At 63.4% G+C, this 23,274-nt stretch carries 14 protein-coding genes; 8 read left to right on the top strand and 6 right to left on the bottom strand.

All coding sequences use genetic code 11. The annotated features are described in order from the left end of the window. Window positions 1-20 precede the first annotated feature (20 nt). The gene (locus ACSQ8Y_RS10235; RefSeq protein ID WP_436266348.1) at window positions 21-1,985 is read right to left on the bottom strand and encodes a glycoside hydrolase family 97 protein; all 1,965 of its coding nucleotides are present in this window, start codon (window positions 1,983-1,985) and stop codon (window positions 21-23) included. 233 nt (window positions 1,986-2,218) lie between these two features. On the opposite strand from ACSQ8Y_RS10235, the gene ACSQ8Y_RS10240 reads away from it, so the two are divergent. Next, window positions 2,219-5,131: a TIM-barrel domain-containing protein gene (locus ACSQ8Y_RS10240; RefSeq protein WP_436266349.1), complete on the top strand. Its 2,913-nt coding sequence runs from the start codon at window positions 2,219-2,221 to the stop codon at window positions 5,129-5,131. Window positions 5,132-5,193: 62 nt separating this feature from the next. On the opposite strand, the gene ACSQ8Y_RS10245 is transcribed toward ACSQ8Y_RS10240, so the two are convergent. Next, complete coding sequence (locus ACSQ8Y_RS10245; protein WP_436266350.1) at window positions 5,194-6,354, bottom strand: helix-turn-helix domain-containing protein; 1,161 nt, start codon at window positions 6,352-6,354, stop codon at window positions 5,194-5,196. A 142-nt stretch (window positions 6,355-6,496) separates the two neighbouring features. Between ACSQ8Y_RS10245 and ACSQ8Y_RS10250 the strand changes: the two genes are divergently transcribed. Continuing rightward, on the top strand, window positions 6,497-7,783 hold the full coding sequence (locus ACSQ8Y_RS10250; RefSeq protein WP_436266351.1) for an oligosaccharide MFS transporter: 1,287 nt from the start codon (window positions 6,497-6,499) through the stop codon (window positions 7,781-7,783). Between the two features lie 284 nt (window positions 7,784-8,067). On the opposite strand, the gene ACSQ8Y_RS10255 is transcribed toward ACSQ8Y_RS10250, so the two are convergent. Then, a complete protein-coding gene (locus tag ACSQ8Y_RS10255; RefSeq protein WP_436266352.1) occupies window positions 8,068-9,120 on the bottom strand; it encodes a LacI family DNA-binding transcriptional regulator in 1,053 nt (350 codons plus the stop codon). Window positions 9,121-9,426: 306 nt separating this feature from the next. Here ACSQ8Y_RS10255 and ACSQ8Y_RS10260 point away from each other — a divergent pair, with 306 nt between their 5' ends. The 4 genes from ACSQ8Y_RS10260 (at window position 9,427) to ACSQ8Y_RS10275 (ending at window position 17,001) form a co-directional block, all read left to right on the top strand. Then, entirely contained in the window at window positions 9,427-10,470 is a 1,044-nt protein-coding gene (locus tag ACSQ8Y_RS10260; RefSeq protein WP_436266353.1) for a LacI family DNA-binding transcriptional regulator, read from the top strand. A 368-nt stretch (window positions 10,471-10,838) separates the two neighbouring features. Further along, window positions 10,839-13,796, top strand: a complete 2,958-nt coding sequence (locus ACSQ8Y_RS10265; protein WP_436266354.1) for a TonB-dependent receptor — start codon at window positions 10,839-10,841, stop codon at window positions 13,794-13,796. 92 nt (window positions 13,797-13,888) lie between these two features. Then, window positions 13,889-15,379, top strand: a complete 1,491-nt coding sequence (locus ACSQ8Y_RS10270) for an alpha-N-arabinofuranosidase (protein WP_436266355.1) — start codon at window positions 13,889-13,891, stop codon at window positions 15,377-15,379. Between the two features lie 71 nt (window positions 15,380-15,450). Further along, a complete protein-coding gene (locus ACSQ8Y_RS10275; RefSeq protein ID WP_436266356.1) occupies window positions 15,451-17,001 on the top strand; it encodes an alpha-N-arabinofuranosidase in 1,551 nt (516 codons plus the stop codon). 176 nt (window positions 17,002-17,177) lie between these two features. On the opposite strand, the gene ACSQ8Y_RS10280 is transcribed toward ACSQ8Y_RS10275, so the two are convergent. The 3 genes from ACSQ8Y_RS10280 to ACSQ8Y_RS10290 form a co-directional block, all read right to left on the bottom strand. Continuing rightward, window positions 17,178-17,771 (bottom strand): PEP-CTERM sorting domain-containing protein, encoded by a 594-nt coding sequence (locus tag ACSQ8Y_RS10280; RefSeq protein WP_436266357.1) that lies wholly within the window; start codon window positions 17,769-17,771, stop codon window positions 17,178-17,180. 49 nt (window positions 17,772-17,820) lie between these two features. Next, the gene (locus tag ACSQ8Y_RS10285; protein ID WP_436266358.1) at window positions 17,821-20,307 is read right to left on the bottom strand and encodes a cellulose binding domain-containing protein; all 2,487 of its coding nucleotides are present in this window, start codon (window positions 20,305-20,307) and stop codon (window positions 17,821-17,823) included. Window positions 20,308-20,726: 419 nt separating this feature from the next. Continuing rightward, window positions 20,727-21,056 (bottom strand): L-rhamnose mutarotase, encoded by a 330-nt coding sequence (locus ACSQ8Y_RS10290; protein ID WP_436266359.1) that lies wholly within the window; start codon window positions 21,054-21,056, stop codon window positions 20,727-20,729. Window positions 21,057-21,327: 271 nt separating this feature from the next. Between ACSQ8Y_RS10290 and ACSQ8Y_RS10295 the strand changes: the two genes are divergently transcribed. Beyond that, window positions 21,328-22,158: a GntR family transcriptional regulator gene (locus tag ACSQ8Y_RS10295; protein ID WP_436266360.1), complete on the top strand. Its 831-nt coding sequence runs from the start codon at window positions 21,328-21,330 to the stop codon at window positions 22,156-22,158. Window positions 22,159-22,263: 105 nt separating this feature from the next. Beyond that, on the top strand, window positions 22,264-23,274 hold the full coding sequence (locus ACSQ8Y_RS10300) for a zinc-binding alcohol dehydrogenase family protein (RefSeq protein WP_436269798.1): 1,011 nt from the start codon (window positions 22,264-22,266) through the stop codon (window positions 23,272-23,274).

Raw genomic sequence — 23,274 nt, forward strand, 5'->3', positions numbered from 1 at the left:
AAGGTCAAAACGTCAAGTTGTTATTGCGCGCTGCGGTCAGGGATGGGCTCGAGGATCACTGCAGCGCCCCCTGCCGACGCCAGGCGCAGCTTGAGCACGTCGCCGGCAGTGACTTCGCGTTCCACGCGCACGACGTCGTTGGCCGTGGCGCCATCTTCCCACACCGTGGCGCGGTATTTCCCGGCCGGGAGGAAGCGCAGCGGCACGTCCTGCGTGCGGCCCCCGTTCGCGTCGTCCGCCATCATCGCGCCGACGTACCAGCTGCGGCCCTGCCGGCGCGCCAGCACGATGTCGCGTCCCGGCTCCCCGGACAGGAAGCGCGTCTCGTCCCAGACCGTCGGCACGCGCTTGATGAAATCGAATCCGGCGGCATCGCGGTAGGCGTCCGGGTCGTCGGACACCATTTGCAGCGGGCTTTCGTACACCACGTACATCGCCAGCGCCTGGCCACGCGTAGTCTGCGTCAATGGCATGTCCGCGCGCACGGCGAAGCTCGCCGGCGTGCCGTTGCGGAAGCCGCCCGGCGTGTAGTCGATCGGGCCGGCGAGCATGCGCGTGTACGGCAACATCAGATTATGCCGGGGCGTGATTTTCTTGCCCATCTTGTTCCATTCCGCGCCCATCACGCCTTCCTGGGTGAGGAAGTGCGGATAGCTGCGCTGCAGCCCGGCGGGGACGTAGGCGCCGTGCAGGTCGAGCAGCAGCTTGCGCTTGGCAGTGGCCTCCGCGATGTGATGGTAGAACTCGACGATTTCCTGGTCGTCGCGGTCCATGAAGTCGATCTTGACGCCCTTGATGCCCCAGCGCGCGTAGGTGTCGAGCACCTCGTCCATGCGCGGCGCGACATGCTCCCAGTGCGCCCACAGCATCAGCCCCACTCCTTTGCCGGCCGCGTAGCGCACCAGCGCCGGCATGTCGATGCCTGGCTCGGCACGGGTGATGTCGGTGGTCGGCAGCGCTTTCCAGCCAGGGTCGGCGGAGCCCAGGGCCCAGCCCGCGTCTATGAGGTAGTAGGGGAATCCGGCGGCGGCGGCGAAATCGATGTAGCGTTTGTAGTTGTCCATGTCGGCCTTCATGCCGGCCATGGGGCCCGACCACCAGTCCCACGCTGCCTTGCCCGGCTTGACCCAGCTGAAGTCTGCGGCTGGCGGCGGATTCAGGTTGCCGATGAGATGCGAACCTATCAGGTCGCCTGCGCGGTCGCCCATCATGACCACGCGCCAGGACGTCGTGAGCCCTGCCTTGGACACGAACGCCGGAGCGGGCCGCTTCGGCGGCGCCGATAGCCGGACCTGCAATGCGCCGCCGTCACGCCACAGCGACGCCCCCGTATAGCCTGCCAGATTGGCCTGGGTGATGGCGTACGAGGTGCGCCCGGACGCCGTGCTGCAGACAATCGGAACATCGTAGGCCTGGCCGGCGCGCAGCTGCGACACCTTCATGCGTTCGAACGGCACTTCGTGCGCCCCCGTCGCGACCGACACCAGGCATTCCGGATCCCCCGCCGGTACAAAGGCAGTGCGCTCGCCGCGCAAGCGCACCGGTTCCGCGCCGTCGACGCGGTAGCGGAAGGCTACCCCATCATCGTAGGCGCGCACGTCGACATACAGCCGGCGCCCGGCGGCCGCGCGTTCGCGGAACACCAGGGTGGCGCCGCGATAATGGTCGCGCGCTTCGGACGCCTTGGTGGCGGCCAGCGGGATGGTGCGGTCGATCCTGACGTCGTCGCGTTTCTCCAAGGCCAGTGCGCCAAAGTCGGGAACGCCGTCGAGTTCCAGGCCCAGCGGCGACGCGGCAATCACGGTCTCGCCTCGGCGCGAAACCGAGAAGCTGCTGGCATCCCGTTCAATCCGGATGGCGGAACCGCCGTTTGGCGACGAAATGACCAGAGGCCCCGGCGATGCCGCCGTAGCGCTAGTCACGCCGAGCAAGGGATACAACGCGAACGCAGCTGCAGCCGCACTCACCGGGGAAAATCGTTTCATTTAACACTCCAAAGTTTAGCCGCGAACGGTACAATATGCTTTGGTACGTAATATATCGAAAACAATCCTGAGACGCAAACCTTATTTACCGCGCTGCGATGCCGTTTTTGATATCGAAAACCGACAATTAGGAATTGGTGCGGATCGGAATATCCTGCTAACTTCCGGCTCTACGCCGGCTCGCAGCAGAAGTCCAATTCATCTACAAACTTAACCACATACCCGGGAAACCAATGGGAAAACATACCGCGCTACCGGCCTTCGCGCTGCTGGCCGTCCTCGCCGCAAACGCCGAGGCGAAGCTGCCTGCAGGCCTCGACGCCAACGGCCACCTGTCGCAGCTCGCGGCCACGACAGCGCCCTTTTCGTATTCGCTGATCGAGCACGGTGTGCAGGTCCGTGTGGCCGGCGTGACCAAGAACGTCATCTTCTACGGCCCCACGACGGTCCGTGTGAACACGACGCTGGCCGAAAACTACTGGCGCCATCCGAGCATTGTCGTGACCGGCAAGCCTGCGGCCATCGCTTTTACAACGCGCGACAGCGCCGGCGCCTTGACGCTCGAAAGCAAATCGCTGCACATCGTCATCGACAAAGCGACCGGCGCCCTCACCTTCATGGATGCGAAAGGCAAGATCTATACGCGGGAAAACCAGGCCGCGCCGCAGACCCTGAAAAAGATTGAAGTGGCCGGCTCGCCGACCTATGAAGCGCAGAACACCTTCACGCTCAAGCCCGATGAAGGCATCTACGGCTTCGGCTTCGTGGGCGAAGGCGAACTCAATCGCCGCAACAAGGAACTGCTGCTGGTGCAGACCAATATCGGCATCGTCATTCCGGTCATGATGTCGTCGGAACGCTACGGCATCCTGTGGGACACGTATTCGAAGATGCGCTTCAAGGACAGCCCCGAAGGCGCATCGCTGTGGGCGGAGAGCGCGCCGGGCGGCGTGGACTACTACTTCATGGCCGGCGCCACGCTGGACGATGTCGTTGCCGGCTACCGCAGCCTGACGGGCGCGGCGCCGATGTATGCGAAGCAGGCCTTCGGTCTGTTCATGAGCAAAGAGCGCTACGAGACGCAGGCCCGTCTGCTTGAAGTGGCGCAAACCTTCCGCAAGGAGCAGTTCCCGCTCGACTACATCGTCCAGGACTGGCAGTACTGGGGCAGCGACAAGGACGGCAGCTGGAGCGGCATGACCTGGAACCGCGAACGTTTCCCCGATCCTAAGGGCATGACCAAGGCGCTGCACGACATGAACCTCAAGCTCATGGTCTCGATCTGGCCTTCTATCGGCAACGACACGGCGCTGGCCAAGGAACTCGACCAGCAAGGCTTGCGCTTCGAACCGCTGCACTGGATCTCCAAGAAGGCCCGCATCTATGACGCCTTCAGCCCCGAGGGGCGCAAGATCTACTTCAAGCACGTCAAAAAGGGCCTGCTCGACGCGGGCGTGGACGCGCTGTGGATGGACGGCACCGAAGTCGAAGTCGGCACGGCAGCCCATAGCGCCGCCGACAACGAACGCGACATCAAGGGGCTCGGCACCAATGCCATGGGCGACTTCACCCGCTACCTGAACCCCTATTCCCTGATGACCACCCTGGGCACGTACGAGGGACAGCGCGCCACCAGCAACCAGCGCGCCCTCACCTTGACGCGCTCGGCCTGGGCCGGCGCGCAAAGGACGGCCGCCACCTCGTGGTCCGGCGATACGCGCGCCAGCTGGAAAACCCTGCAGGAGCAGATCAACGGCGGCGTCAACGTCACCATCACCGGCAATCCGTACTGGACCCAGGATACGGCCGGCTTTTTCGTTCCCACTGATTTTCCCGGCGGCGAAAAGAATGCCTCCTACCGCGAACTGTACGCCCGCTGGCTGCAATACGCCGCATTCAATCCGCTCATGCGCATCCACGGCACCAACGTCGAGCGCGAGCCCTACATTTTCAAGCAATCCGATCCCGAGATGTACAAGGCGCTGCGTGATGCCGTCCACCTGCGCTACCGGCTCCTGCCTTACATCTATAGCCTGGGCTGGAAGGTCACCCACGACGGCTATACGATGATGCGCGCGCTGCCGATGGATTTCCCTGATGACCGCAGCGTCCACAGTATCAACGACGCCTTCCAGTTCGGACCGTCATTCCTGGTCCATCCGGTCACGCGCCAGATGTACCGCATGCCGCCGCCTCCCGCCACCACCATCCCGGCGACGGCATTGCGCACGCCGGATGGCAAGCCGGGGCTGGCCGGCCAGTTCTTCGACGGCCGCAGCTTCGAGACGCCGAAGGACCGGACCGTCGACGCCACCATCGACTTCCAATGGCCAGGCCCGCCGCTGGCGGACATTCCGGCGGGACTGGCTAGCCTGGAGAATTTCTCCGCGCGCTGGAACGGATTCATCGTGGCGCCGGAGGACGGCGAGTACGAACTGGGCGTGGAAGGCGACGACGGCTTCCGCCTGTTCATCGACGGCAAGCTCGCCGTGGAAGACTGGAAGAACGGCGGCAGGCGCTATGTCGACACCAAGGTCACGCTGAAGCAGGGCCAAAGCGTGGCGGTCAAGCTGGAGTACTACCAGGGCATCTCGGACCGCAACCTGCGCCTGGCATGGCGCACCCCGTCGCAGATCGCCAGCGCGGCGAAGGCTGCCGGCGTGCCGGACACCATCATGCAGACCTACCTGCCCACAGGCACGGATTGGTACGACTTCTGGACGCACGAGCGCTTCGGCGGAGGCCAAACGGTGAGCAAGCAGGTCCCGCTCGACGTCTTCCCGCTCTACGTGCGCGCCGGCGCCATCGTGCCGATGGGTCCTGTCGTCCAATATGCGACCGAGCGGCCAGACGCGCCGTACGAGATCCGCGTCTATCCCGGCGCCGACGGAAAATTCACCGTCTACGAGGATGACAACGAAACCTACGACTACGAAAAGGGCCGCTACGCCACCTATGAGTTGACCTGGAACGACGCCGCCAAGTCCTTGACCGTCGGCGCCCGCAAAGGGGCTTATCCGGGCCTGGTCAAGACGCGCAAGCTGAATGTGGTACTGGTCAGTCCTGCGAACGCCACGGCGATCGAACCGGCAAGCGCCACGAAGTCGATCAGCTATTCCGGCAAGCCGGTGTCGGTGAAGTTCTAGCCTTGTACGACCGGAGGGGCCACGGCCTCCTCCGGTCAGTTCCAGCCGGCTGGCCTGCCAGGCTAAGCGGAAGGCGCGGCAAGGGAGCGGAAGGCTTTTGGCGTGCAGCTGTACTCTTCCTTGAACAGCTTGTTGAAGTATGAAACGTTCGCATAGCCGACCGAGTAAGCGATCTCCGCCACGGCGGCACTGTTCTTCTCGGCCAGCAGCCTGGCCGCCTCCATCAGCCGCAATTTGTTCAGGTAGGCGGTAAACGTCATGCCGAGTTCGGCTTTCAGCACCTCGTTGACCTTGTTCCGGTTGGCGCCCGTTGCATGGACGACGCGCTCAAGGTCGAGCTCGGGATCCATATAGTTCGTCGCGATAAATTGCAGTATCGACGCCTTTTCCTTGTCCTTGTACGGTTCCAGGGTCAGCTGGCGGTACGCGACCAGCGGCAGGTCTTTTTCCATTTTGGAATCCAGGCTGGCGGTCAAGGCACGCGCGCGGCCATGGAAGAACCACAGCCCGAATCCCAGCCAGCCTATCAGGCAGAGCACGGTCAGCGCGACGACATGGCGGTAGTCGCGGCCATGCAGGGCCAGTTCGCTGATTTCAAGGTAGGAATCGACGTTACGGCGGCCGTGGGCGCTGGTCCCGAATACGATTTTCGCTACCCTGTCCAGCGTGTAGCCCTGGTCGGACCGGTCGAGTTTCAATTGGTCAAACCACCAGTCGGGAAGCGTCAACCGTGTCATGTCCAGGGACACCGGAACGCCCTCTTCGTTGCAGGAAAAATAGCTGCCCGGAGACCGGTAGGTCTCGAATTTTCCAGCCGTGGAGATTTTATCGTCGAAGGTGGAGATGACCAGTGTCATCGAACCGGCTGGCGCGCATTTGGCGAGGAAGGTGATGGTGTCGTACTTCGACCAGTCCGCCTGCGCCGGCCGGCCATGCTTGTCGTCCAGCGCCAGTTCGCTGGAAACGAAGGGATAGGACGCCGCATCCGTCAGTTTGAAGTCGAACCGCATGCGCTCACGTGTCGCATTGTCGAGACGGACGGACGAAGAGCCGCCCGTCGTGCGGTCCGAATACGTCTGGTAATGCCAGCGCCCGCCATCCCCCCGCGCGGGCAGCAGCGAGAGCGACGGGTAACTCAGGAAAATCAGGAAGCACGCCAGCAGCGCCTCTGCAACTACCAGCAGAAGGACCGCGATCAGTGCCTTCTTATAAAACTCTTGCATTGCGGTATGAAGTGTATGGCTGCGTCCTTACATCATACCAGTTCAGTTCACGGGCAGTACCGGCAGAGTCTGGTTCGAACTGTTCAAGCCGCTGGAAACAAGGTACTGTTACGAGCGTGCCCGCACGGCTAAGGATGTCGATATGACCAGCAAGCAGTCCCAATACACTTTCCTGTGCAGCTACGTGTTCGCGTACTTCTTCGCCCAGGCGATGAGCGTCTCGCTGCTGGCCATTTGGCTGCGCTCCACGCTGCAGCTGAACGGGACCGAGACCGGCGTCGTGTTCTCCGCTAACTTCATCGCCGCCATGTGCTCGCAACCGGTGTACGGCTTCCTGTCCGACAAGGCAGGCATGCGCAAGCACGTCCTGTGGGTGGTGGCAGTCATGGTCATGCTGTCCGGCCCCTTCCTGGTGCATGTCTACAGCCCCCTCCTGAAGAGCCAGCTCCTGCTGGGCGCGGCGCTGGGCGGCATCTACCTGGGCATTACCTTCATCGCGGGCGGCTACGCGGTCGAGTCCTACGTCGACCGGGTCGGCCGCGCCTACGGCTTCGAATACGGCCGCGTCCGGATGTTCGGTTCACTCGGCTTTGCCGCTGCCGTCAGCTTCAGCGGGCGCCTGTTCAGTGTCGATCCGCACCTCAACTTCTACCTGGCCTCGGCAGCGGGGCTGGCCCTGGTCGCCCTGCTGCTGATGTGGCGCGTCCCGGTCCAAGGGGCGGCCGCCATCCCGGCCGCGCGCGTGGGCATGGCGGACGCACTGGGCATCCTGCGCGACAAGCACTTCTGGCGCTTCATGCTGTTTATACTCACAGTCACCAATGTGTATCTGGTATTCGACCAGCAATTCCCCAGCTATTTCGCTTCGCTGTTCCCGACCAGCGAAGAAGGCGCGGCGATGTATGGCTACCTGAATTCGGTGCAGATCTTCCTGGAAGCAGGCGGCCTGTTCCTGGCGCCCTCGCTGGTCAGGCGCATCGGCGCCAAGAACGGCCTGCTGCTGGCCGGGGCCATCATGCTGCTCCGGATCGCGGGATCCAGCCTGGCGGTTGGACCGCTGTCCATTTCCTGCATGAGATTGTTGCATTCGGCCGAAGCGCCCATCATCCTGGTCTCCGTATTCCGCTACGTCGCCTGTCATTTCGACAACCGCCTGGCATCGACCGTGTATATGGTGGGCTGGAGCTTCGGCCACTCGATCGGCCTGGCCCTGCTGTCGCCGCTGGTTGGCAAGTGCTATGACCTGTACGGTTTCCAGCAGGTCTATATGCTGCTGGCGGTCCTCGGCCTGGCATTCCTGCTCCTGTCCGCCTGGGGCCTGGAAGACACGCCGACAGAGATTTCCCTTGCAGGCGCGCCGCCGGCGGACACTGCAGGCAGCGCGCCCGTGGCTGCGGCCGCCGGCGTCGAACCGCCCCGTCAAACGTGAAGCGGAGCTGCACTTGCATGTAGCCTACCTCGATTCACTGCCAATTCGTCGCTCCCGCGGGGGCGCCGAGCCCTGCGCGCCGGTCCGCTGGTGCGGAACGACAGGTATGGCGAGGTATCCGGGACGCCTCGAATAAGCACCAATTTGTCATTCCCGCGCACGCGGGAATCTATGCTACGCCTCTGAACATGCGAAGTATGGCTTCCCGCAGGGGCGCCGAGCCCTGCGCGGTGGTCCGCCGGTGCGGAACGACAGGTATGGCGAGGTATCCTGTGGCGACCGCCTCAGGCGCTTGCCTTCCAGTCCCTTGTCGAGGACAGGCGCGGCACGACATTGTAGGGCAGCAGCCTGTGCTCCACGACACTGGGCAGCCGCTTGCGCTGGCAACGGATCTGCTCGCTGATCAGTTCGACCGCCACCTGTCCCATCTCGCCGATCGGCTGGTGCACCGTGGTCAGGTTCGGCCACACCGTGGTGGCCAACGGCGTGTCGTCAAAGCCGCACACCGCCAGATCCCTGGGTACCTCGAGCCGCATGCCATGGGCCACCGCCACCACAGCGGCTGCCATGTCATCGTTGCAGGCGAAAATGGCGCTCGGCCGCTCGCTTTGCTCCAGCAGCCGGCGCGCCGCAGGCAGGCCTGAGCGGTAGGTAAACATGCCTTCTGCGACCCGCGCAGGCGGGACTTCCAGGCCGGCTTCCTCCATCGCGTCCAGAAACGCCCGATAGCGCAGCTGGGCTGGCGTGTGCTTCGGGTCACCCTTGATGAAGGCGATGTCCCGGTGCCCGAGCGAGATCAGGTGGCGGACCATCGACAAGGCGCCCTCGTAGTCGTCTATGCGTACCGCCGATGTCGATTTGCTGGGCCGTGCGGTCGCTACCGCCACAGCCGGTATGTCCAGTTCAGCCAGCAGCTTGAGCACAGGAAGGGAGTCGCACAGCGGCGGCGTGAGCAGGATCCCGTTCACGCCGCCCGCGACGAGGTTGTCGATGGCATCGCGCCAGCCGCGCTGGCCCTCGCATTTCTCCAGGATCAACCGGGCCCCGCTTGAGCTGCACTGGTCCATCGCCCCGACCAGGAAGGCGCTCAGGAACGCTGCGCTCGGATTGCTGTACAGCAGACCGATGCGCAAGCTGCCGACGCGCGCAGCGCGCGCTGCCACGTTGACTTCATACTTCAGTTGCGCGGCGGCGGTGGCCACCCGTTCGCGCGTATCGTCATTGACGCGTTTGGTGCCATTGATGACCCGCGACACCGTCATCGCGGACACGCCGGCCAGGCGGGCTACGTCATACAGGGTGGCGTCGCCCTGGGCTACTCTTTGTTTTTCAATCATCGCTTGCACCAGCGCCTGGAAGGCCGGAAGGAAAGGGGAAAGGAAGTCGGCACATTTTTGGTAACGATACCACTTTTTAGCGCAATGTACTAAGCGCATATCGTTGTCCGACCAAAATTCCCTTACCGTTCATACTGCCAGGACGGCTTCCCTCCGGGTAAGCAGCGGAGAAGCGGCGCTGTCGCGAGGGCGATTTTCATAGGTAACGATAACAATTTCCTCAGCCCGAGTTGTTCGTTGAGAGCGAGTTACATCCGTGCTACAGTTAGTGCGTTTCACTATCCCCGCACCATGCCGCGACCTTTCATGATCAAACCCAAGCCGCCCAACGCCCCTTCCAGCATCACCTTGCATGACGTTGCAGCCCACGCGGGCGTGTCGGCGATGACCGCCTCGCGCGCACTCAGCGGCGAAGGCGCCGTTTCCCGCCGCAGCAAGAGCAAGGTCATGGCGTCCGCCGCCGCCCTGGACTACGTGCCAAACGTCTCGGCCCGCGTGATGCGTGGCGCCCGCTCCCACGTGCTTGGGATCATGCTCAACGATCTGACTTCCGCGCACCTCAGTGCCATTGTGATGGAGATCAGCAAGGCCGTGCGCAGTCACAACCGCGATCTGGTGATCTACAACATGTTCTACACCAACGAAGCGCCCCGCGAAGGATCGAGCGTCAATTTGCTAGGCGGCGTGTGCGACGGCTTCCTGGTCTTGCAAGGCATCACCGACACCCTGCTGCGCGTGCTGGAGAAAAGCACCAAACCTATTGTTCTCGTCAACTTCTGGCGGGCCCCCACCAGCCTGCCAGTGGTGCGTGCCGATAATTTCGTCAGCGCCCGCGATGCCGTCCGCCACCTCATCGAGCTGGGCCACAAGCGCATCGCCTTCATCGGCGGCACGCAGAATTCGGGCCAGAGCAACCAACGCCTGCAAGGCTACATGGCCGCCTTGGCCGAGCAAGGCATCCAGCCGGCCCCGCAATGGCTGGAGACGGGGAACTTCAGCCACCTGTCCGGCCTGGAAGCGGGAAAACGGCTGTTGAATTTGCGGCAACGGCCAACCGCCATCTTCGCCGTCAGCGACATGGTGGCCTTCGGCGTCATGGAGGCGGCCCGCGCTGCGGGCCTGCGCCTGCCCCAGGACCTGTCCATTGTCGGATATGACGACACCGAGGCGGCCGCGCTGACCGATCCGCCCCTGACCAGCATACGCCCGCCCCTGCAGCGCCTGGCCGAAGCGGCCGTGCAGGAATTGATCGCGCGGATTGAGAATTCATCGGAGCAACACTCCTGCATCGAACTGCCTAGCCAGGTCGTGATACGCGCCTCGACGGCCCGTTGCCCCATCAAACGCTGATCCCACCGCAGCGCCGCAAAGCGTCGATTCGCCAATTTCCGCAGCCACCCGATGTCGCGCCCAAGCGACATCAGCCGATGTTCATCCAACTTTTTTGCAAATTTTTACTAGACAGGCTGCGGATATTACATATAATCAACGCATCTGTTATCGATATCAAGCGTGCTCGCTGAATTGGTATCGATACCGGAAAATTGACATCACGGCAGTACCGTGATAATCAACCCTGAAAAATGGCCGATTTCATCCAATTTAGGGGAAAACCGGTGGCTGGTTGGTAGCGATATCAAATGTAATCCTGCAAGAAGATCTGTGCCAAGGGCGCTGAAGAGCTGCCCATTAATATCAATTTAGAGAGAGACGAAGTAATGAATACGAAACTCAAGTTATCCCTTAAGGTCACCGGCATCGCTCTTGCGGTCAGCCAGGCATTTGCACCCTGCGCCATGGCGCAAGAGGCAGACTCTTCAGTCGTGGTCGTGAAAGGCCTGCGTGCCAGCGCCCGTTCGTCGGTGGCGATCAAGAAGGACGCGATGGAGGTGGTCGACTCGATTACCGCGGAAGACATCGGCAAGCTGCCGGATCCGAACGTCGCCGAAACCCTCACCCGCATTCCGGGCGTGCAGGGCTACCGCTACGGCGGCGAAGGCGCCTCCCCGGCCGGCTTCGGCTCCGGCCTGACCATCCGTGGCCTGGCCAACCAGACCGCCTCGCACGTGAACGGCCGCTCCTACTTCACGGCCGGCAGCCGTGAATTCAACATCGAAGACGCCATCCCCGGCATGATTGCCGGCGTGGACGTCTACAAAAATCCATCGGCCGAGCATATCGAAGGCGGTATCGGCGGCCTGGTGAATCTGCGCACCCGCAATCCGAGCGACTTCAAGGAATTCACAGCATCCCTGAACGCCAACGTGCGCCACAACGACCTCGGCCAAAAAACCGATCCGGAACTGTTTGGCCTCATCGCCAACCGCTTCGACCTGGGCGGCGGCTCGCGCATCGGTGTGATGGCCGCGGTCGCTTTCCAGAAGAGTACCGGCCGTTCCGACAGCACGCCCGCCGGCCGTGGTCCCGACTATCGCCGCATGGTGCGCGGCGACAGCCAGGAATACGCCAACCTGGCCAGCGCAAATACGGGCAACAACCCGGGCCAGCCGATGGCTGCCTATGTCGGCCGTTCCGACATCAACTTCCTGGCCAACGTGCCGACCTTCCCGACCTCAGCCACCATGGGCGCCAACATGCCCAACACGGCGGGGCTGAGCAGCGACCAGATCAACAACATTATCTCCACGCCCACCGTGGGCGCCAACGTGTTCCAGGAAACCATCTTGCGCGAGCGCAAAGGCCTGAACCTGGCAGCGGATTATCGCGTGGACAACACCTTGCGCTTCTACGTGGAAGGCAATTACACCTCCTACCTGTACCATCAGAATTACCGCTTCCTGTTCATCGACCAGGGCGCCAACGTGCGCAACCTGCAGACGACGCCATTTGCTGTGACCGAAACCCTGGCCAACCGCAACTACAACGGCGGCAGCGACGACATCCTGGCCAGCAAGCGCTTGTTGAGCGGCACCTACCTGAATTCGGCCATCCGTCCATGGGGCGGCGACGAACACAGCCCTTACGTGACCTGGACCACGGCGACCGGCGTGGAATGGAGCCCTACCCCGGCCCTGTCGCTCAAGGGCGATATCTCCTACATCAAATCGGACCGCAAGCAGGACAACCGCAGGGTCGAGATGGCCACCGCGAGCGGCCGGTCGTGGGAAGTCAACCGCGTAGCCGAAGGCGAGCCGCACCAGGTCTCGTTCAACGGCCCGGACCTGTCCGATCCGCGCAACTTCGTCTTCAATGTCTACGCCCCTGCCACCTACCAGACCTGGGACGACAACGGCGCCGCAGCCGCGCTCAACGGCGCTTATTCCTTCGACAGCGGCCTGTTGAGCAGGCTCAAGTTCGGCACGCGCTACGCCAAGCAGGAAAGCCTGTATAAGGCCAACAACGGCTTTGGCAACAGGAATCTGACGACCGACGGCCTTGGCCTTGCCGGGAACCAGGCGAACGCCATCTCGGTGGCGAGCATGCCAGGCGTCATCCAAAACGCGCCGAGCAACTATATGCGCGGCGACGCCGGCTACTCCGGCGGCTATATCGTGTACAACCCGGACGCGCTGCTGGGAAATCAGGTCAGGGATCAATTCCCCAAAGCCGGGATGCCGGATGAGGGAGCGTACCCTGAGATCGCGGCTGCCCGCAGGAGCATTGATGAAAGCACGCTGGCCGGCTATGTCGCGGGCGAGTTTTCCGCCTTCGACGAGCGCCTGAAAGGTAGCGTCGGCGTGCGCGTGGTGCGCACCGAATCGAAGGCGACGGCACGCATCACCAATCCTTCCGCACCAGGCCTGATCGACAATGTACGCTCGGTCAGCTACACCAACGTGCTGCCGTCCCTGAACGCGACCTACGAGATCAGCAAGGACTTCCTGGCGCGCTTCGGTTACGGCCGCGGCATGACCCGTCCGCAGACCGGTGACCTGAACCCGTTCGTGAACATCAACTCGGCGCTCGGCACCGGCAGCGAGGGCAACCCTGCGCTCAAGCCGCAAGTGGCCGACTCGCTCGACCTGTCGTTCGAGCGCTATTTCAGCCCGACCAACTACGTGGCGCTCGGTCTGTTCAACAAGGATATCAAGGGCTTCTTCAACGATATCGTCGAATGCCAGACGTCCTCGTTTGCGCCGGCTTATACTGGCTCCACGAGCAACACCTGCACCAATGGCCAGTACCTGATCACCCGCAAGGTCAACGGCGAAAAAGGCTTTGCGCGCGGCGTAGAGGTGTCCGGACAATGGTTCTTCGACGCCAAGAGCGGCTTGCTGGCGAACTTCGGCGTAGCGGGTTCGTACACCCATGTCAATACGTCGAACCCGGTCAATTCCGGCACCGTGGCGGCGCAGCGCATCATCAACGTTGCGATGCCGTTCGTGTCCAAGGACAGCGCCAGTGCCAGCCTCATGTACGAGGACGCGAAATTCTCCTCGCGCCTGGTGTACACGTGGCGCTCCTCCCAGCAGTTGGGTGGCGTCAACCCGGCCACGCCGTTCGGCTCCAGCTACGTCCCGGCCTACGGCTTGCTCGATGCCTCGGCCAACTACGCCGTCAACGACCATTTGACCTTGTCCTTCAATGTCGCGAACATTACCGACAAGACGCTCAACCGCCTCGTCGGTGAAGCCAACACGTATGAGACGGGCCTGGAGCACCAGCACTTCGCCAACGGCCGCACCTTCATCATGGGCTTGCGCTACAAGTTCTAAGATGCAGATGCGCGCATAAGCCGCAAACGCCCGAGCCGGCCCGCAATTCGGGGCCGGCTCGCACGCATTCAACAACAACACTAGGACTGCCCGTGAAGTACCTTCAATTCCCCATCATGGCCGCTGGCCTGCTGGTGGCCGCGTCGGCCTGGGCCGCGCAAACCGTGGACATCGACATCGATGCGGAACACCCGGGCGCGGTCATCAGCAAGAATCTGTATGGCCAGGCGGCCGGGCATAGCGATGCCGGCAATTTCGGCGGCATGTGGGTCGGTCCCCGGTCGAAAATTCCCAACATCAAGGGCTGGCGCAAGGATGTGGTGGCTGCGCTGAAGGAGCTGCACGTGCCGGTGCTGCGCTGGCCGAGCGGCTGCGCCGCAGACGAATACAACTGGCGCGACGGTATCGGACCGCGCGCAAGAGCCGCGGCCGGCAACGCCGTCGGCACGCACGAATTCTTCGACCTGGTCGAGCTGCTCGGCGCCGACGCCTACGTGAACGGCAATATCGGCACCGGTTCGCCGCGCGAAGCGGCCGATTGGGTCGAATACATGGCCGCGCCGAGCGGTTCGACGCTGGCGCAATTGCGGACGAAAAACGGCCGCGCCGAACCATACAAAGTGGCATACTTCGGCGTTGGCCGCGCGCCCTGGGGCTGCGGCGGCAACATGACGCCGCAATACTACGCAGACCTGTACAACCAATACGCAGTGTTCATCCGCGGAAAGGGCAAGGAGCCGCCCAAGCTCATCGCCAGCGGCAGCGGCGCCGAATGGACCGATGAACTCAGCACCAAAAAACGCATCCGCGATTACCGCGACGGCATCAGCGTGCACCGTCCACCGGCTGCGGGCCGTGACAGCAAGAGCGCGGCGCCCGGCTTGGCCGAGGAGCAGTGGATCGGGGCCTTGAGCCGGGCCTGGCAGATCAACGAGTTCATCGACAGCAATGTCGCCATGCTCGACAAGAACGATGCGACGAAAAAAATATCCCTCGTGATGGGCGAATGGGACGGGGGCGACGCTACGGCGCAGCAGCGGTCGCAGCAGAACGCACTGAGCGACGCGCTCGTGGCGGCCCTGCACTTCCATGCCTTCCATGCCCATGCCGGCCGCCTGGGCATGGCCAACATTGCTCAGCAGGCCCCAGGCCAGGAATTGATCCAGGCCGAAGGGAAGGCGATGGTGCTGACGCCGACGTATCACGCGTTCAGGATGCACGTGCCCTTCCAGGATGCGGTCTCGCTGCCGGTCAAGCTCACCAACAACCCGACGTACAGCCTGGGCAGCATCGCGCTCCCGACCGTCAGCGCCTCGGCCGCGCGCGCCAGGGATGGCAAGCTGTACCTGTCGCTCGTCAACACCGATCCGAAGGAAGCGGTGACCGTCACCGTCGGCGTGGCGGGTGTGGTGGCAAAGGCGGCCAGCGGCGGCGTGCTGACGGCTGGCGCCATGGATGCCTACAACAGCGCGGCAGCGCCCGGCTCGGTTGCTCCCGCGCCGTTGATGGCGCGCGCCGAGCAAGGCAAGCTCCTCCTGACGCTGAAGGCAAAGTCGGTGAGCGTACTGGCGATCGAGGAATAGACAGAGGAAACGGCAGCCGCTTGCGTATGCAGTGGCAGCCCCCTCCGCAGTTGAATATAGGAATACAAGTCATGAAATCGATCAAGCGTGCCCTGTGCTGCATCAGCATGCTCGCGGCCCAGGCTGCCCTTGCAGCCCCGGAAGTGGCCGTCACTGTCGACGTGGCCAAGCCGGGCGCCGTCATTAACAAGAATGTCTACGGCCAGTTCGCCGAGCACCTCGGCACCGGGATCTATGGCGGCATGTGGGTCGGTCCCGAGTCGAAGACCCCCAACGTCAAAGGCTGGCGCAAGGACGTCCTGGATGCGTTGAAGGACCTGCGGGTGCCGGTGGTGCGCTGGCCGGGCGGCTGTTTCGCCGACGAATACGACTGGCGCGACGGCATCGGCCCGCGCGGCAAGCGCCCGGTCATGGTGAACACCAACTGGGGCAACGTGGTGGACAACAACGCCGTGGGCACGCACGAATTCTTCGACCTGATCGAGCTGATCGGCGCCGACGCCTACGTGAACGGCAATGTCGCTACCGGCTCGCCGCGCGAAACGGCGCAATGGCTTGAATACATGACCGGCGAGGGCCAATCGGAGCTGGCGCGGCTGCGGGCGCAGAACGGACGGGCCAAGCCGTTCAAGGTTGCGTTCTTCGGCATCGGCAACGAGAACTGGGGCTGCGGCGGCAACATGACGGCCGCCTATTTCACCAATCTGTACAACCACCACGCGACCTTCGCGCACGCAACTGGCGCGCAGGCGACCAAGCTCATCGCCGGTGGCGGCCTGGACGGCAACGTCGACTGGACCGACTACCTGAGCCGCAACATCCGCGCCCCCGCGAGCGCCATCAGCCTGCATTATTACACGGTGCCGGGCCGTGGCAGCAGCAGCAAGGGCCCCGCCACCGGTTTCGGCGAAGACCAGTGGATCTCGGCTTTGAAGGACGCCTTGCACATGGGCGAACTGCTTGCCAGCAACGTGGCCAAGCTCGAGCAGAATGATCCCCAGAAGAAGCTGACGCTTGCCGTCGACGAATGGGGCACCTGGTACGAGCCGACGCCCGGTACCCCGCCGCGCTTCCTGCAGCAGCAGAACTCGCTGAGGGACGCGCTGGTGGCGGCCCTGCACTTTCACATCTTCCACGCCCATGCCGACCGGGTGAGCATGGCCAACATCGCCCAGATGGTCAACGTCCTGCAGGCGATGATACTCACCGAAGGGAAGACGATGCTGCTGACGCCGACTTATCACGCGTTCAGGATGCACGTGCCCTTCCAGGATGCGGTCTCGCTGCCGGTCAAGCTCGACAACAATCAGCAGTACAGCCTGGGCAGCGTTGGCATTCCCTTGCTGAGCGCATCAGCGGCGCGCGGAAAGGACGGCAGGCTGTATCTGTCGCTGGTCAACACCAGTCCGAAGGACGCTGTCGCGGTCTCCATCGCGCTGGCTGGCGCAGTGGTCAAGTCCGCCAGCGGCAGCATGCTCACGGCCGCCACCATGGATGCGCACAACAGCTTCGCATCGCCCAAGGCCGTGCTGCCTACGCCGTTCCAGGCGCAGGCCGACCATGGCAAGCTGTCCATCACCTTGCCGCCAAAGGCGGTGGCGGTCGTCTCGGTGAACGAATGAGCGCAGGGCGGCGTGGGCGGCGACACAACAAGGTCCCCGCAACAAGGTGTTCTTGGATCCGGTAAGGTCCGCCAACGGAAAAACAGCCCACTTATTGGCGGGCTGTTCTTGTTTCTATCGATACTATGGTCGGGACCTAACTTAGCCAGACAGATATTCAGGCCGCCCGCATTCCCTCAGTTGCCCTGTCTGCGACGCCTTGCCCATGCCAGCGCCGCCACGCCCAATCCCATCAGCGCCATGCTGCCGGGCTCTGGCACCGACGTGCCGCTGCTGACGTTCAGGTCGTCCATGACGAACCAGCCCTTGTCGCGTGCGATATCGAGGCGCGCAACGTTGCCGAAGTTGGCCGCGATGAGCGCGTAGCTGGCCGAAATGGCGATGTTGCCGGTACTGCCGATCAGCTGGTTAGCGCTGTCGTAGGCGGTGATATTGATCCAGCTGGCCCTGGAGCCGTTGGTGTTCGGTGCGGCGAACCAGGCGCCGCTAAAACTGAACGGCGTCGCGCTGCTGATGCCCAGGTGGTTGACGCCGAAGCCGTTGGAGACAAACTCGTTGCCCGAATGGGCGCCATTGTCGTAGCCGCCCACGGTGGTGTCGCCCAGGAACCAGCTGGCGCTCCATGTCAAGCCGGCGTACGGGGCGGTCTTGGCCAGGCTGGCCAGCTTGCCGCCCGCGTCCAGTTCATCAAAGTTGATCACGCTGGCCTGGGCTGCGGAAGCGAGCAGCAGGCCGGCGCTGGCCATCAGGCCGATAATACAATTTTTCATAGCATCCTCTTGTGCGGTGGGGAGGCGCCAGCGGCGCCTCCGGTCTCTATCAGTTGCAGGCGTCGCCGGTGACGGCCGGCACTTGCGTGGCGTTGTAATTGCCGACGACCATGCCGAAACTGGCTGTCGCGCCGGGCGCGATGACGGTGTTCCAGCTCTCCGAGGACGCGCCCGTGAAAGTCGGCGAGGTGCCGGAGACCGCGCCGTTCCACCAGCCATCGACCGTCGAGTTCTCGCTGTAAGTCCAGCTGACCGACCAGCCGTTGACGGACACGGAACGGTTGTTGGTGATGCGCACATCGGCGAGATGGCCGCCCGACCAGGACGTGGTGATCACGTACTCGCATTTGTTGGCCGGCTCCTTCGGTCCGCTGTTCGGATCGGTCGGCGTGACCAGGACGTCGCCGTCCGCGGCCACCATGCCATACACCGCGCCGCGTCCCATCGAATTCATGTACACCGCGCCGTAGTTGTTCATGTCGCCGGTAATGACCGGGGAATAGCCGATGCCGCCAAACTGGTGCGCATCGTCGTTCACGCGCACCCAGCTCGCGCCCAGGTCGGTGGAACGCAGCATGCCGCGCGCGGCGCCCACGGTGCCCCAGACATAGAGGGCGGGATAAGCTGCGCCCGGCGCGGCCTTGCCCACGCCGACCGTCGCGCAGTTGCTGACGGCGCTGATCTTGCCGAAGGTCGCGCCGCTATCGGTCGAGTGCGTCAACCCGCCGGACATGCATGCCCACACGTCGCCCTCTATCCCCGGGACGGCCGTGATGAACTTCGAACCGCCCAGTCCCGGATTGCCCTGCGGCGCGAAGGAAGCGCCGCCGTCGGTACTCACCAGCATGCGCCCGCTGCTGCTGTCGTAGGCGTAAAACTTCAGCGGGTTGACGGTGTCGGCGACCGGACGGGCGTCCGACTGGTTCAGACCGGTAACCGGGATCCAGCTGGCGCCATAGTCGGTGGAGCGGTAGGTGGTGGAAGAGCTCTCGGGATTGTGCAACAGCACCTGGCCGTCGGCGGACACGGCAAGCTGGCCGGCGCGGCCATTGATGACCGGGGACTGGGTCCAGCTGGCGCCCGTGTTGGTGGAATAGTAAAGCTGGTTGCCGACCCGCGCCAGCACGCGGCCGTCGCTGCTGGCGGCCAGGCTGGTGGTGGTCCCCATGGACGGGCTATGGCGCGGACCATACTGCGACGGGTCGCTGTGGATGAAACCGTCGTAGTCGCCAATCGCAGTCGCCAGTTTCCCGTTGGGCAGGCTGACCACCGAGAATGCGCCGCTCTCCTCCACGCCCGCCACAGCGAAGTCCCAGGTCGTGGCAGGTGCATCGATATTGGTGGTGCGGAAGACGCCGTTGCCGGAAACGACCCAGGCCGTCTTGGTATCGAAAGGATCGAACTGCACATCCGAAGCCCAGTGGATGGAGCTGCTGGTGATCCAGTTGGCGCCTTTCGGGTCGATCGCGAACGGGCGTGCCATCACATTGGACCAGGTGCGCCCGGCATCGCGCGAGGTATAGATCTGGTCGCCCCAGCCGCCGCCCTGCGGCTGCCAGACGTTGGTGGTGGACGCCACCAGGTGCAGCGGGTCGGCCGGATCCATGCTGATGCCGCCGAACGGGCCGTTCATGCCGGCCGGGGTGATATTGGTCCAGTTGCCGCCCGCCGCGTCATATTCCCATACCTGGCCCTGGTTCATTGCCTCCAGTTCGGTGGGATGGGGGCCGCCGCCGTTGGCGTACGTGATATACAGCTTGCCTTCGGGCGACATGACGGCGCGCTGCGGCATCAGGCCGGTGGGGCCGCCTTCGACCGGCTCGAATGTCTCGCCGCCGTCATAGCTGAAATAGAAGTTGGGGCCGACCGAGTCCAGGCGCGACACGCCGACGAAGATGCGCTGGGCGGAGCCGCCGTCGACGCTGGTGGGGTCGAGCAGCACGACGCCGATGCCGTTGTCGTTCGGCGTGGAGCTCACCGGCAGCGATGCCACGCGGTTCCAGGTCGAGCCAGCGTCCGTGCTCTTGAACAGGCCATCGCGGCGGGTGCCCGCATACAGCACATTGCTGTCGCCCGGGTCGACCTGCAGCCGCTCGCCGTTGCCGCGTCCCATGCCGTTGCCATGCGCCTTGAATTGCGGCGTGGTCTCGACAATGTCGAAAGTCTTGCCATAATCGCGGGAACGCAGGATGGCGCTCTTGCCGCCGTTGAAGTATTGGGTGCCGACCATCAAATAGACGTTGGCGGCATTTTTCGGATCGACCGCCACCGATTCCACGCCCATGAAGCCGGTGCGTTCCTCGCCTATCCAGTCCTGCAATCCGATCCAGCGCTCGCGCTGGGCATCCCAACGGTAAGCGCCGCCCACGTCGGTGCGCATGTAAATCACGCCCCGCTCCGATTTACTTGGAATCACGCCGGTGACATAACCGGCACCGCCCATGGCAACGGTATCCCATTTATAGGATTCCGCTTGGGCGGCAGGCGCCATGAACAAGGCCGCAGACAGCACCGCGCAGATTTGCTTCAACTCCATATCTCCTCCGTTAGGATGTTCTTTAGACTTCGGACACGGCGACCGCCTCACCTGCACACCCGGCCCATCTTCGCTACGCAAGGCGGCCGAAACCGCCCGCAAAACTAGCTGTAACGCAGTGAAGAAGACGAAGCAGGAGCGAAGGAATAGCAGACCATCCCGGGGGGCCGGCGCCGACCGCAAGCGGGCAGCGCAAAATCGCCGTGCATGCATTGTGTGATCAGCGCCATGGCGCCGCAATTCCAAAAAACGTCAAGACGGAAAATGAAATTGCCCAAGCGGCCGGATCGAGAAGAGAGAGGAGAGAGAGGGAGAGAAAAACCGATGATGCAACGTCAAAGTACCCCGAAATACCTGTCGTTCCGCATCGGCGGGCCGCCCATGCGGAATGACAAATTGGTGCTTATTCGAGGCAGCCGTCAGTCCACATGGAACACGGGGCGCATCATGGCCCAGTGCTCTCCATCGGCCCGGCTCGCCAGCGGTACCTGGCACGGCGCGCAGAAGGTCCACCAGCGCTGGGTCTCGGGGTCGGCCGCCACGCCGCGCATGTCGGCATCAAAATCGCTGCCGTGGTATTCCCAGTAGCCGAACAGCAGATTCTCCGGCTCGCGCAAGAAGATCGTGTAGTTGCGCACGTTCGCTGCGGCCAGCGTGGCCAGCACCTGCGGCCACACTGCCGCATGCAGGGCTTTGTACTCGTCGATCTTGCCGGGTTCTATCCCGATCACCATGCCCATGCGTTCCATCGCCTGTCCTTGTTCCAGTTGATAAAGAAATGCCGCCGCAGCACGCGCCGGCGAGCTGTAGTGTATTCAATGTATAAAGGACATTCAACAACTTTCGGCCCTTTATTGCGCAATGGGGGCCGGGCGGCGTTGGTTGTAAAATAGCGTTTCGTCCCCTATCCGCCGCCATGGCGCCCCATACCCGAAAATGTCCAAGCTTCCCATCACTACCCGGCGCAGTGTCAACCTGCTTCTGGATCATGCCGCAAGCCATATGAAAGTTGGCGACCCCATGCCAACCGAAATGCGGATGACCGAGATCGTGGAGAGCAGCCGCACGGCCGTGCGCAGCGCGTTGGCTCACCTGGCCGATCACGGGCTGATCGAAGGCATGAAGCAGCGCTATCTGCTGCGCAAGCCCAAGCCGGCCGACTACTTCGACGTGTCGGAACTGCACAGCGCCACGGACCAGCTGCAGCAGGTGCTGATGGAGCGCATCTATGCGCGCGACCTGCCGCCGGGGGCGGAGTTCTCGGAGGTGGAGCTGTCGCGCGCAGCCGGGGTCAGCACCATCGCCGTGCGCGAATTCCTGATCGGCTTCGCGCGCAATGGCCTGATCGAGAAGAATCCGCGCGGCGGCTGGCGCCTGTGCGCCTTCGACACCAAATACGCCGAGGAGCTGGGCGAAGTGCGCGAGATGTTCGAACTGAAGGCGATCGAGCGCATAGCCGCGCTGGCGCCGGACGACCCGGTATTCGCCCGGCTGCGCGAGCTGCTGGCGCGTCACGAGGCGCTGGGCAGGAAGCCGGCCGAGGCCCATGCCGCATTTCCCGACCTGGACCGTGAATTCCACACCTTCCTGATCGGCCTGCTGGACAACCGCTTCGCCGAGGGCCTGAACGACGCCGTGTCCATGGTGTACCACTACCACTATCAATGGGACAAGCGCGACGAGATCCCGCGCAACCAGTACGCGCTGCAAGAGCACCTGGCCATCCTGCGCCCGCTCGCCCAGGGCGACGTTGCGGCCGCGCTGGCGGCGATGCGCAGCCACCTGCGCTCGTCCCGCGAGACCATGCTCAGCTCGCTGCGCCAGAGGGAAAACAGGGCCCACGCGGCCTGAGGCTGATCAAAAATATAATAGCAAAGGCGGATTTTTTCACTCGGATGTTTTGAATATATGAGATACAATCGAAACATACTCAACATCCATTCGGAAATTCCCATGATGAAAACAGTCGTATGTCACTCCCCGGGCGAGCTGGAACTGGTGGAACGTCCGTTGCCGCAAGCGGCCCCCGGCGAGGTGCTGCTGCGCGTGCGCCGCATCGGCCTGTGCGGCACCGACATGCACATCTTCCGCGGCACCCAGCCCTTCCTCCAGTACCCCCGTGTCATGGGCCACGAGCTGTCGGGCGAAGTGGTCAGCGCCCCCAAGGGCAGCGAACTGGCGACCGGCGACCAGGTGTATGTGATGCCCTATCTGTCCTGCGGCGACTGCATCGCCTGCCGCCAGGGCAAGACCAACTGCTGCACCAATATCCAGGTGCTGGGCGTGCACCGCGACGGCGGCATGACCGAGTACCTGGCGCTGCCCGAACGCTTCGTGTTCAAGACCGACGGCATTTCCCTCGACGACGCCGCGATGCTGGAATTCCTGGCCATCGGCGCTCACGCTGTCCGCCGCGGCAATGTTCGCCCAGGCCAGAACGTGCTGGTGGTCGGCGCCGGCCCGATCGGTATCGCCGTGGCCCTGTTTGCCCAGCTCAAGGGCGGCAACGTCACGGTGCTGGACGCGCGTGAAGACCGCCTGGCGTTCTGCCGCAGCGCGCTCGGCATCAAGCAAACGGTGCAGGTGGACGAGAACGACAAGGCCCGCCTGTCGGCGCTGACCAACGGCGAGTTCTTCAACGTTGTCTTCGACGCCACCGGCAACGTGAAGGCGATGGAGCGCGGCCTGGAATTCGTCGCGCACGGCGGCGCCTACGTGCTGGTGTCGATCGTGCTGGACCGCATTTCCTTCGCCGACCCCGAATTCCACAAGCGCGAAACCAGCTTGCTGGGCAGCCGCAACGCCACCGCGGAAGACTTCAGCGAGGTGCTGGCGGCGATGAAGGCGGGCCTGGTTCCCACCGGCCTGATGAACACGCACCGCACCACCCTGTCCGAATTCGTCGACGTGCTGCCGCAATGGATGGATCCGGCCGCCGGCGTCATCAAAGCCATCGTCGAGGTATAA

Origin of the sequence: Pseudoduganella sp. LjRoot289 (assembly GCF_964252925.1) — a bacterium.
Taxonomy (GTDB): Bacteria; Pseudomonadota; Gammaproteobacteria; order Burkholderiales; family Burkholderiaceae_D; genus Rugamonas.

Excerpts from the sequence above, each read along its gene's own strand:
- ACSQ8Y_RS10235 (WP_436266348.1), bottom strand. The coding sequence starts at position 1,985 with ATGAAACGATTTTCCCCGGTGAGTGCGGCTGCAGCTGCGTTCGCGTTG.
- ACSQ8Y_RS10240 (WP_436266349.1), top strand. The coding sequence starts at position 2,219 with ATGGGAAAACATACCGCGCTACCGGCCTTCGCGCTGCTGGCCGTCCTC.
- ACSQ8Y_RS10245 (WP_436266350.1), bottom strand. The coding sequence starts at position 6,354 with ATGCAAGAGTTTTATAAGAAGGCACTGATCGCGGTCCTTCTGCTGGTA.
- ACSQ8Y_RS10250 (WP_436266351.1), top strand. The coding sequence starts at position 6,497 with ATGACCAGCAAGCAGTCCCAATACACTTTCCTGTGCAGCTACGTGTTC.
- ACSQ8Y_RS10255 (WP_436266352.1), bottom strand. The coding sequence starts at position 9,120 with ATGATTGAAAAACAAAGAGTAGCCCAGGGCGACGCCACCCTGTATGAC.
- ACSQ8Y_RS10260 (WP_436266353.1), top strand. The coding sequence starts at position 9,427 with ATGATCAAACCCAAGCCGCCCAACGCCCCTTCCAGCATCACCTTGCAT.
- ACSQ8Y_RS10265 (WP_436266354.1), top strand. The coding sequence starts at position 10,839 with ATGAATACGAAACTCAAGTTATCCCTTAAGGTCACCGGCATCGCTCTT.
- ACSQ8Y_RS10275 (WP_436266356.1), top strand. The coding sequence starts at position 15,451 with ATGAAATCGATCAAGCGTGCCCTGTGCTGCATCAGCATGCTCGCGGCC.
- ACSQ8Y_RS10280 (WP_436266357.1), bottom strand. The coding sequence starts at position 17,771 with ATGAAAAATTGTATTATCGGCCTGATGGCCAGCGCCGGCCTGCTGCTC.
- ACSQ8Y_RS10285 (WP_436266358.1), bottom strand. The coding sequence starts at position 20,307 with ATGGAGTTGAAGCAAATCTGCGCGGTGCTGTCTGCGGCCTTGTTCATG.
- ACSQ8Y_RS10290 (WP_436266359.1), bottom strand. The coding sequence starts at position 21,056 with ATGGAACGCATGGGCATGGTGATCGGGATAGAACCCGGCAAGATCGAC.
- ACSQ8Y_RS10295 (WP_436266360.1), top strand. The coding sequence starts at position 21,328 with ATGCCAACCGAAATGCGGATGACCGAGATCGTGGAGAGCAGCCGCACG.
- ACSQ8Y_RS10300 (WP_436269798.1), top strand. The coding sequence starts at position 22,264 with ATGAAAACAGTCGTATGTCACTCCCCGGGCGAGCTGGAACTGGTGGAA.